Here is a 10,588-nt window from a genome sequence, read left to right as displayed (position 1 = left end):
GGGATGCGTTCTTATAAAAGTAGTAAATAGCTGCATATCGGCGGGCACCGAGATAAGCGGCGTATCAAATAGCGGAAAGAGCCTGATTAGAAGGGCTTTAGAGCAGCCGGAGAATGTAAAAAAAGTCATCAATATGGTGAAATCCGATGGCATAGCCAGCGTCTACGCGAAGGTAAAGGGCAAGCTTGATAGCGGAAGCCCGACCGGCTATTCGCTTAGCGGCGTCGTCATAGCGGTCGGAGAGGGCGTTTCAAATTTTGAAGTCGGAGAGCGCGTTGCCGCAGCCGGTGCAGGGCTTGCGAACCATGCAGAATACGTAGACGTGCCAAAAAATTTAGTTATGAAAATGCCGCAGGATATGGACTTTGAGCGGGCTTGCACCGTGACTCTCGGCGGCATAGCGATGCAAGGCGTTAGGCGGATCGATCTAAGGTTGGGCGAGACCTGCGTAGTGGTCGGTGCGGGGATTTTAGGGCTTCTTGCGGTGCAGATGCTTAAAATTTCAGGCGTAAGGGTTGCGGTCAGCGATTTTGACGATAGGCGCTTGCAGATAGCTAAGCAGTACGGCGCTGAGCTCGTCATAAACCCGTCAAAAGACGATTTGCTAGACGTCGTTTCATCTTGGAGCGGTGGGCATGGCGCCGATGGAGTGCTATTTACCGCTGCTACGAGCAGTAGCGAGCCGCTATCGCAAAGCTTTCAGATGTGCAAGAAAAAGGGCAGAGTGGTGCTCGTAGGCGTTGCCGGCATGCAGATCAATAGAGAGGATATGTATAGAAAGGAGCTCAATTTTCTCATCTCCACCTCCTATGGGCCGGGTCGCTACGACAAGAGCTACGAAGAGGGGGGGCTTGATTATCCGTTTAGCTACGTAAGATGGACCGAAAATCGAAATATGAGCGAGTATCTAAGGCTGGTAAATGAAAATTTGATAAAGCTGGATAAGCTCATAGACGCAAAATATCCTATCGAGCAGGTAACGGAGGCGTTTGAGTCGCTACAGACTTCGCAGAATAAGCCGCTCATGGTTTTGCTTGACTACGGCGAGGCAAATTTAGCCGAGCTTGATAGCTATCTAAATCACGATAAAAAAATCATTATAAGCTCCGCGCCAGTAAACAGGGATGTGATAAACGTCGCATTCGTCGGCGTCGGCGGATTTGCCACCGGTATGCACCTGCCTAATATCTCAAAGCTTACGGATAAATATAAAATTTACGCGATCATGAACCGAAGCGGGCATAAGGCAAAGGCAGTGGCGCAGCAATATGGAGCGAGCTACGCTACTTCAAATTTAGACGATGTTTTAAACGATAAAAACGTTGATCTGGTGATCATCTCCACAAGGCACGATAGCCATGCGGAGCTTACTTTAAAGGCGCTTGAAGCAGGCAAAAACGTATTTGTAGAAAAGCCGCTTGCGACAAACAAAGATGAGCTTGAAAAGATAAAGAAATTTTACGAAGGTGGAGGCGACAAGCCCCTTTTATTCGTGGGATTTAATAGGCGATTTAGCGCTTATGCAGAGGAGATAAAAAAGCACACGGGCGCTAGAATAAATCCTATGATAATTAGATATAGAATGAACGCTGGCTACATACCTATGGATCACTGGGTGCACGAAAACGGCGGCAGGATGGTGGGCGAAGCGTGCCACATAATAGATCTGATGACGGCGCTAACGGGAAGCGAGATAGAGAGCATATTTTCGCAGGCTATCACGCCGAGCAATGAAAAATATAGCTCGGAGGATAACAAATCGATCGTCTTAAAATACAAAGACGGCTCGGTGGCCAATATCGAGTATTTCGCAAACGGTAGTAAGGAGCTAAGTAAGGAATTTATGGAGATTCACTTCGACGGCAAGAGCATTATTTTGGACGATTACAAAAGCCTAAAAGGATATGGAGTGGGTGTGAAAGAAATTTCAACAAACGTAAGCCAAAAGGGGCAGCCAGAAGAGCTCGAGGCGCTATTTGGGGCTCTAAAAGGAAGTAAAAAAGGCTGGCCGATAGAGCTTTGGGATATGGTGCAGACTACGGAGATTTCGTTTTTGATATGAGTTCGTTAGTGCAAGATAGGCTTAAAAAATACGATAAAATTTTAATAATCGGACCGTATCCGCCTCCTCTTGGCGGAGTGTCGGTTTATATTTATAGACTTAGTAAATCGCTAGATAATTCGCAAGTATTTGATGTATCCAAGAATGGTTTTAAAAAATATATCGATTTATTTGCAGTATTGTGCAGGACAAAATTTCGAGCCGTAAATATTCACTCGTTTAGTATGACGATAGTTTTTGTCCTTATGATTACTAGACTTTTTAAAAATTTTGATTTAATTGCTACTAGCCATAATCCAAGGTTGTTTGAAGAGTCCTCTAAATTTAAGGAGTTGATTTATAGAGTCTTTTTTCATTGCATAGATGTTTTGGTGGTAGTTAATAAGCATATTTTAGACGATTACAAAAGTAGAAATTTGCATATTTCAAAAAGCATTATAATCGAGCATGCTTTTTTGCCGCCGCCGTTAGAGGAGGAAGATAAAATTTTAGCTACCTACCCAGAATCTTTTTACGATTTTATAAAAAGTAAGACGCGAATAATAACGGCAAACGCATTTCAAATATCTTTTTATAAAAATACCGATTTATACGGACTTGACATATGTATAGAACTCACGGCTAAGCTAAAAAATGTCTATCCAAATTTAGGATTTATTTTTGCACTAGCAAACGAAAAGGTTAATACGGAGTATATAGATAAAATGTGTCTACGAATAAAAGAGCTAAATTTAGAGGAAAATTTTTATTTTCTGACTGGGCAAAAAGAGCTTTGGCCTATATTTAAAAAGGCTAGTCTAATGATAAGACCTACGAATACCGATGGCGACGCCCTTAGTATTAGAGAGGCTTTATATTTTAAATGTCCTGCGATAGCAAGCGATGTATGCGATAGACCAACAGGAACGATTTTGTTTAAGAATAGAAATTTAGATGATTTATGTGATAAAGTAAAGGATGTTTTATGTTAGATAATGTGATTTTTAGAAAAGATGAAATAATAAAAATATGTTGTGATAAAAAAGTTTTACATCTCGGTTTCATACAACATAAGTTGTATGAACAAAAAATCCAATCCAACGATTGGCTTCATAGTAAAATTGCAGAAGTTGCTGGCTATTTAGTTGGTTTTGATTATTTGCAAGAAGATGTAGAAATTTTGAAAGATAAATACGGATATATTGCATATTACGCAGATGTTACTCAACTGGATAAGCTTGAATATCAAGATAAATTTGATATTGTGGTATGTGGAGAACTGATTGAGCATATTGAAAATCCTGGTCTAATGCTGGATGGCATAAAAAGATTTATGCATGATGAATCATTATTAATTATCACTACGCCGAACCCTTGGTCTAATGAGCGTATTAGGCTAATCAAGTCTGGGAAGCTCGAAAATTTATGGTTAAATAAAGAGCATGTTTGTTGGTATAGCTTTGAGACATTAAAGCAATTATTGGACAGAAAAGGATATGTGGAGAAAAAATATGACTATTATTACTCAGAAAACAAAAATATGTTTTTTAAGACAAAATCCTTTTTAGATTATATTAAAATTTTGAAAAGAATACTAGTATGTCGGCTCACTAAAAGACAAAATTATGACGGTCTATTTTTTATTGCTAAAGCAAAGAGTAGAGATGATTAGTAAAGCGAAATGGTTTTTAGATAAAACCTCCCCCATTATTTTCGGCATAGACGATATTACAAATTCAAAATGTCAGTCACGTTTTTTAAGGGAGCAATGCGATTGTGGTTATCTTGGATTAGGCGATGAAGGTCTATACAATTATTTTGCAAACTATTTATTAAAGAAATATCCAGAAATTAGAGTTACATATTTTTTGGTAATGAATTCGCACTCAACATATTTAGATAATGGTAAAACTGGATCTATATACGATAATAATGATTTTTTAAAGCTATTAAATTCCATTCTCGATAGATCTGATGAGATAGCATACCATGGACATAATCATGGATATTCCAATGCTACATTGATGGATAGAAAATGGTGCAGAGAATTTGAGCAGTATTCTCCGGGTGAGTATTTTAATATTATAAAAAATGATTTAAATCTTTTCAAAAAAAGATTTGACTACCAAATTTTGGGAGGAAGGACTCCGTGCTATAGTTTTAGAGAAGATTTGGTTGTAGGACTAATTGACTTAAAATTTCGCTGGTGGTCCTTTGACTTTAAGCCTTTTACCAATAATATTTCTTTGAAGTATGGCGATGATAAAATTATAGAAATGCCGTCAAATATAAGCGGCGATGCTTTTATATATGGAGGAAATGCAATAAAAAGTAAAATTAAACACTTGCTAAATATCGTAAAGATAGAAAAAATGATGAAAAGTAGATATGTGATTAGTATAGCGGAGCATTTTATGAATGCTAGACCAGATGGGAAGAGGCAAACGCCAAATGTTTATGATGATATAAATTCTTTAGATTTTCTCTTTGGCTATTTAAGGAATAAAGATGTTTGGTATGCTACTTTTAGCGAATGTGCTAATTATTACGAGAGCTATAATAATACCGATATTTTAGATATGGGCGATGGAGCGTTCGAAATAAAATATAAAGGTGACTGGAAAATGTATCTAACATTTATCTCGGATCATAGGTATTTACAAAATATACAGACTAAAGAAATTTACGAAGGCTTTATGAAAAACAATAGATGGCTTTTTAATGATTTGGTCGAAGGAACATATAGGGGACATAAAGATGTATTTTGACAGACATTTTTCTTTGATTACCGGATATAGATTCTTGTTAAAAGACGTTATAAAATATATAGCGATAATAGATTATTTTTTTGATTCTAAGTATAAAATTTTAGATATAGGTTGCGGAAAAAAACCATATAAGAAATTACTAAAAAAATCTGATTACGTAGGTCTTGATGTGTGTGAATGCGAATATGCAAATCCGGATATAATAGGTAGCTCTGAAAATATCCCTTGCGAGAATGATAATTTTGATGCAATTATGACAGTTTTTGTTTTAGATGATTCTTTTTATATTAAGAAGACTTTTTATGAAATTTCAAGAGTGCTTAAAGATGGTGGGTATTATTTTGCCCTTGAAGCGCAAAATGCAAGCATACATAATCCCCCTTTTGATTTTTTTAGATTTGCTCCAAACGCCATGATTAAGCTAGCAAAAGAAGTGAATTTAGAACTTATAAGATATGATACGTATGGCGGAGACTTTGCAAACGTAGGCTTTTGTTTTATATCAATTATACGAAATACGCTAAGTAGTCTCAGGCTAGAACCATTTTTTGGCCCTATATTTTACTTACCGATAAACGTAATTTTTAGACTTTTAGATCTAATAGGTAGATTAAAGGTATTTAGAAATAAATATAAAAATAATTCCATGGGATATTTCTATGTGTTTAAGAAAGTAGAGAATGCTTAAAAAGTTTCTTAAGACGATATCTTTATATGCTATTTTCTTAATGATTGAAAAAATTTTATCTGTACTATTTTTTTCATATATTGCTCATACTTTAAGCATGAATGATATGGGCGCATATGGACTGTACATGACTATATATGTATTTTTATCTTTTCTACTATCGCTAGAATTTAAATCCGGATACGCAAGATATTACTACGAATATTCTACAGAAGAATCCAGATATAAATTATTTTGCGGCATCGTTAATGTTACATTTCTTTCTCATGTAATTATGGGTATATTGTTATTGTGTATTATAAATTATTTTAATTTATTGAGTTGGAAAATTTTTATTGCTTTGTCTATTTTGTCATTTTCTGATAGCCTGATATATCTTATACAGTATCAAAAAAGGTTGGAAGAAAAGGATATGCAATATGGAGTAATTATAATTAGTAAGATACTCTTAACAATTATATTTTATTTTATTATAAAAAATTACGATATAGGGGGTAGTGCGATCAATATAATACATGCTATGTTGTTTTCTAGCACAGTTGTCTCCCTGGTTAGTTATTTTAGCTTTTTTATTAAAGGTTGGCTGTTTGGCGTAAATTATCATATTACAAGGAATTCCTTTTTATTTTCCATAAAAATTGCGCCCGGTATTGTCGGGTCATATCTATCATCATTAAGCCCACAATTTATTATCGATAAAGTTTTTTTAAATAGAGAATTTAATGGAATTTTTTCGGTTTATCAAAAAATAGCATCAACTATTTATATTATGTTTGATCCGCTTTATATAGTTTTTTCTCAGAGAGTCCTTAAATTGTATAAGGAAAAGAATTTTATTGGAATCTACAAGATGATGCTTAATATAATTTTTAACGGATATGGATTTATGATGTGCATTTTTATTTTAGGCTCATATTATGTCGTATATATGTTTGCCGGAGAGAAATATATAGAGTATCAACACTTCTTGTTCGTATTTTTATTCAGCGGATATTGCACATTGATTTCGAGAATTCTTGAATTAAATATCCAGATTTCTGGGAAAAGTCTTTATTTTTCTTATTTAGAGATATTCGTAGGAGTGTTAAGTGTATCTTCTCTTTTGCTTTGTGCATATTATTTTGAATTTTACTTCTTTATATATTGTATAGCGGTTATTTCATTTTTTAGATTCGTTGTATATATGATAGTTTCCAAAAAAATATATCCAAAATTATTTTTAGGGTATTTTTATTATTTGTTATTTTTATTCTTTCCTAGTATAATTTATATCTTTAAAATATTTGACATGCTATCGGAAGTTTTATTATTTCTATTAACTTTGATTTTTTATAGCTGGTTAGCTATTAGGGCAATCAAAGAATACAAAAGCTGTCCGCGTATAGGGGAAGTATAATGTTATATTATCTAAAGCGACTATATTTTACTCCATTTCGCATAGTTTTAATAAATTTATTTAACAAAATAACTTTTTTTTTAAATAACTTTATCAATCGTCGCATTGATTTTATAAACAAAAATACTCACATAAATTTTAACATTCCGATCATAAAAACTAGCTACATAAATATAAAAGAGCTTGACCTGTCAAATATAGATCCTAATGTCGCAAGATATCTATCCAAAATGTATATCGACCATAAATTTGATCTACTCGGCAGCGGCTGGGTAAAAAATAGCTATGATAGCGCGGCGCTCGGGCTTGAGGGCTACAAATACGATATGAATGTTGCGGCGCCCGCGAATGTGCCCGAAGGCTACGAGCCGATCGATTGGCAAAAAGATGTTAAAAGCGGCTTTCGGTGGAGCGAAAAAAAATGGTACAAAGATCAGCGCATAGCCCATAAGCCCGGCAGCGATATAAAGGTGCCGTGGGAGCTTGCGAGGTTGCAGCATCTGCCGCAGCTTGCTATTTTTGCGATGGCGGATCCGAGTTTAAAGGAGCAAAATTTAAAAGAATTTAAAAACCAAATTTTAGATTTTATCCGCAATAATCCGCCTCGAATGGGCGTAAATTGGGCCTGTACGATGGACGTGGGCATCAGGGTCGCCAATATGCTGGCGGCTTACGATATGTTTTGCCAGATGGACAGTGGCGGAATTTTGGATCAAAATTTCAAGCAGACCTTTTCAAATAGCGTCTACGAGCATGCGCTTCATATCGTAAATAATCTGGAATATTCGCCGCATCTTACGTCAAATCACTATCTAAGCGATATCGCGGGCTTGCTGCAAGCTTGCGCGTATTTGAACGGCGGCGGTGAGATAGACGCGTGGCTGGCGTTTGCCGTGCAAGAGATAATTTGCGAAATGAAAAAGGAATTTTACGAAGACGGCGGAAATTTCGAGAGTTCTACGAGTTACCACCGCCTAAGCGGCGAGCTGATGGCGTATGCCACGGCTATGATACTGGGTCTAAAAAGCGAGAAAATTTCGTCGCTAAAAAATTACGATGCAAAGTTTTGGCGTAAAAAACCAGAACTCTTGCCTTTAGAGGAGCAGGAATTTAAAATTTTAAACGGACAAATAGCGCTGCCGCAGTGGTTCGCAGACAGGCTGTATAAAATCGGCAGGTTTACCGCAGATATCACGAAGCCAAACGGCGAAGTGCCGCAATTTGGCGATAACGACAGCGGCAGATTTTTCAAATTTAGCCCAAACGGCGAGTTTTTGAGCAACGAACGAGCCGCGCGAAAATATCTAAATTTAAGCGGCTTTGAGGGCAGCGACGAGCCCTTTTGGGACGAAAATATCTTAAACCACTCCACGCTAATTAGCTGTATGGGCGGAATTTTCGATGATGAGATATTTAAAAATGATATGCGCTTTGAGAGAAGCTTTGTTTACTCGCTCGCAGGGCGTACGCTGCAAGCGGTCGATAAAACGTATAAAAGTCAGGTCGCTTCTGGCGTGAAATTTAGCGAACTGCCGCACCGAAAAAGCATGGAATTTAAAATTCCAAATTCGCAAGAGATCAAAAATCTATTTTATCCGGACAGCGGAATTTTTATTTTCAAATCAGATAAATTTTACCTCGCTATCTGCGCTACGCCGCTTGGACAGAATGACCACGGCGGACACACGCACAACGACAAGCTAAGCTACGAGCTGTGGATAGACGGCCGCGACATAGCGAGGGATCCAGGTACATATCTTTATACGCCGATCCCCGGCAGAAGAAATGAATTTCGAAGCGTCAAGGCTCACAACGTGCCGATTATAAGCGATTTGGAACAAAATAGTTGGGGCGAGGGAGCGATCGGATTATTTGGAATGTTTGCAGAGTGCATATGTGAAGTGGCGGATTTTGGAGAAAATTTTATAAGTCTCGCCGCAGAATATAAAGGCGTAAAAATTATTAGAAAATTTGAGATAAAAGAGGACGGGTTGGAGATTGCCGATATGTCGAACAAGGAATTTTATTATAGTAAATTTGAGTTATATTCAAATGGATATGGGAAGTTGATGAAAAATGTCTAAAAAAGTTTTAATGGCCGTTGCAAATTACTATACTTCGCCGTTTCAAGTCGGCAGCCATCACTATGCCAGGGCGTTTGAAAAGCTAGGGTATGAGGTACTTTTTATCTCAAATCCTATCTCGCCGATACATAAAATTTTTGCAAATAGCAACGAGCTAAAAGAGCGGGAAAGAATTTATAAAAAAGGCGGCGAGCGCGCAGGCGGCATTTTTTATTATGTTCCGCGCTCCCTTTTTACTCCTCAAAACAAGCCGTTTTTATCGTCAAATTTTATCTTAAACAATTGGCAAAATTTTACGCGTCCGAATTTATTAAATTTTATAAAGGAGCGGGGTTTTAATGAGGTTGATATATTGTGGTTTGATAGCCCATTGTTCGGCTTTTTGCTAGATTCTGTAACTTATAAAAAATCGATTTTAAGGATAGCCGATTATTCAAAAGGTTTTAATGCAGTTTCTGATACGCAGTTTAAAGCCGAGATAAATATCGCGAACAAGGTAGATGCAGTCATTTATACGGCAAAAAATTTAAAAGAAAAATACGATCAAATAAAAGATAAATCTAAAATGAAATATGTGCCAAATGGCATTGATCTTGATTTCTTTAAAGCGGCAGATAGGTCTTTGCCGCAGGAGCTTGAAGATATTCCTGAGCCTAGGGTAATTTACGTAGGCGCAATACATGATTGGTTTGATGTGGATTTAGTATATTACTGTGCTAAAAATTTGCCAAATTATAGTTTTATTATAATAGGTCCGGAGCAAAAAGACCTATCTTTACTTAAAAAGCTAAAAAACGTGCATATTTTAGGCTCTATTCCATACACTAAAATCCCCGCGTTTTTATATAATTCGCAAGTGGGCATAATTCCTTTTAATGTTAAGGATTATCCTGATTTAGTAAATAATATCAATCCGCTAAAGGTATATGAGTACTTTGCTGCCGGAATTCCCGTTGTTGCAATTAGCTGGCAAGAACTAAAGCAACTTGAAGATTTGGTTTTTTTGTCTAATTCGAAGGAGGATTTTATGCTTAATATAGAAAAATCTATGCATTCAGATAAGGATAGAATGGATAAAGCCGCTAATTTCATAAAGGATAATGATTGGAACGCAAAAATACAAAAAATATTGAATTTACTTTTCTCTATATAATAGCTTTTACTTTGTATTGCTTAAATAATTTTGTTGATAGATTTAGCCTATTTTATTTTGGCTCATATGCGTATATATATAAGGCTTTAATTTATTTAATATGGTTATTTATAGCTGTTTTTTCTTTTAGAAAAAAGACTTCCATATATATGAATATTTTTATTTGCATATTATTTATTTATATGTTTTTTGATATTAAAATCGGAGCTGTTGCCTTTATAACATATTTTTTACCAGTTATTGCAACCTTCTTTTTCTTTTCAAATTGTATTAGATCAAAAACTCAAATTAATTTTATTATTTCTGGGCTGGGTTCTTTTTTTATATTATCGGTTTTTTATGCTGTATTTAATGAGATATTTGGCTATGCCGACTTCGAAAAAGAGGCTTTTAATTTGTTGGGTAACTTATTTGAATCGGATGGAGAAATTAGAACAAGATCATTTTTTGTGGGGGAA

Annotated in this window: 9 protein-coding genes; all 9 read left to right on the top strand. The window is 36.0% G+C overall.

Features of this window, described 5'->3' with window-relative positions; genetic code table 11:
• Window positions 1–2,062 (top strand): bi-domain-containing oxidoreductase (locus Q0140_RS09860; RefSeq protein ID WP_297964172.1); only part of this gene is annotated, 2,062 nt, incomplete at its 5' end.
• Complete coding sequence (locus Q0140_RS09855; RefSeq protein ID WP_297964170.1) at window positions 2,059–3,033, top strand: glycosyltransferase; 975 nt, start codon at window positions 2,059–2,061, stop codon at window positions 3,031–3,033. The genes Q0140_RS09860 and Q0140_RS09855, both read left to right, overlap by 4 nt.
• On the top strand, window positions 3,027–3,713 hold the full coding sequence (locus Q0140_RS09850; RefSeq protein WP_297964168.1) for a methyltransferase domain-containing protein: 687 nt from the start codon (window positions 3,027–3,029) through the stop codon (window positions 3,711–3,713). The genes Q0140_RS09855 and Q0140_RS09850 overlap by 7 nt, the downstream gene beginning before the upstream one ends.
• Window positions 3,706–4,809, top strand: a complete 1,104-nt coding sequence (locus Q0140_RS09845; protein ID WP_297964166.1) for a hypothetical protein — start codon at window positions 3,706–3,708, stop codon at window positions 4,807–4,809. Before Q0140_RS09850 ends, Q0140_RS09845 begins: the two co-directional genes overlap by 8 nt.
• Window positions 4,799–5,497: a class I SAM-dependent methyltransferase gene (locus tag Q0140_RS09840; protein ID WP_297964164.1), complete on the top strand. Its 699-nt coding sequence runs from the start codon at window positions 4,799–4,801 to the stop codon at window positions 5,495–5,497. Before Q0140_RS09845 ends, Q0140_RS09840 begins: the two co-directional genes overlap by 11 nt.
• Window positions 5,490–6,893: a hypothetical protein gene (locus Q0140_RS09835; RefSeq protein WP_297964162.1), complete on the top strand. Its 1,404-nt coding sequence runs from the start codon at window positions 5,490–5,492 to the stop codon at window positions 6,891–6,893. Before Q0140_RS09840 ends, Q0140_RS09835 begins: the two co-directional genes overlap by 8 nt.
• The gene (locus Q0140_RS09830) at window positions 6,893–8,977 is read left to right on the top strand and encodes an alginate lyase family protein (protein ID WP_297964160.1); all 2,085 of its coding nucleotides are present in this window, start codon (window positions 6,893–6,895) and stop codon (window positions 8,975–8,977) included. Before Q0140_RS09835 ends, Q0140_RS09830 begins: the two co-directional genes overlap by 1 nt.
• Window positions 8,978–9,329: 352 nt before the next feature.
• Window positions 9,330–10,130, top strand: a complete 801-nt coding sequence (locus tag Q0140_RS09825) for a glycosyltransferase (protein ID WP_297964158.1) — start codon at window positions 9,330–9,332, stop codon at window positions 10,128–10,130.
• Window positions 10,082–10,588, top strand: a 507-nt coding sequence (locus Q0140_RS09820) for a hypothetical protein (protein WP_297964156.1), incomplete at its 3' end; no start/stop codon positions are given. The genes Q0140_RS09825 and Q0140_RS09820, both read left to right, overlap by 49 nt.

The sequence above is a fragment of the uncultured Campylobacter sp. genome, assembly GCF_938045405.1.
In the GTDB taxonomy this organism is placed as follows: Bacteria; Campylobacterota; Campylobacteria; order Campylobacterales; family Campylobacteraceae; genus Campylobacter_B.
The sequence above is the reverse complement of the archived record's forward strand: the minus strand, read 5'-3'. Positions and strand labels throughout refer to the sequence as shown.

What these genes read in the sequence shown, in the direction of transcription:
- Q0140_RS09855 (WP_297964170.1), top strand. Translation starts at nt 2,059, where the DNA reads ATGAGTTCGTTAGTGCAAGATAGGCTTAAAAAATACGATAAAATTTTA.
- Q0140_RS09850 (WP_297964168.1), top strand. Translation starts at nt 3,027, where the DNA reads ATGTTAGATAATGTGATTTTTAGAAAAGATGAAATAATAAAAATATGT.
- Q0140_RS09845 (WP_297964166.1), top strand. Translation starts at nt 3,706, where the DNA reads ATGATTAGTAAAGCGAAATGGTTTTTAGATAAAACCTCCCCCATTATT.
- Q0140_RS09840 (WP_297964164.1), top strand. Translation starts at nt 4,799, where the DNA reads ATGTATTTTGACAGACATTTTTCTTTGATTACCGGATATAGATTCTTG.
- Q0140_RS09835 (WP_297964162.1), top strand. Translation starts at nt 5,490, where the DNA reads ATGCTTAAAAAGTTTCTTAAGACGATATCTTTATATGCTATTTTCTTA.
- Q0140_RS09830 (WP_297964160.1), top strand. Translation starts at nt 6,893, where the DNA reads ATGTTATATTATCTAAAGCGACTATATTTTACTCCATTTCGCATAGTT.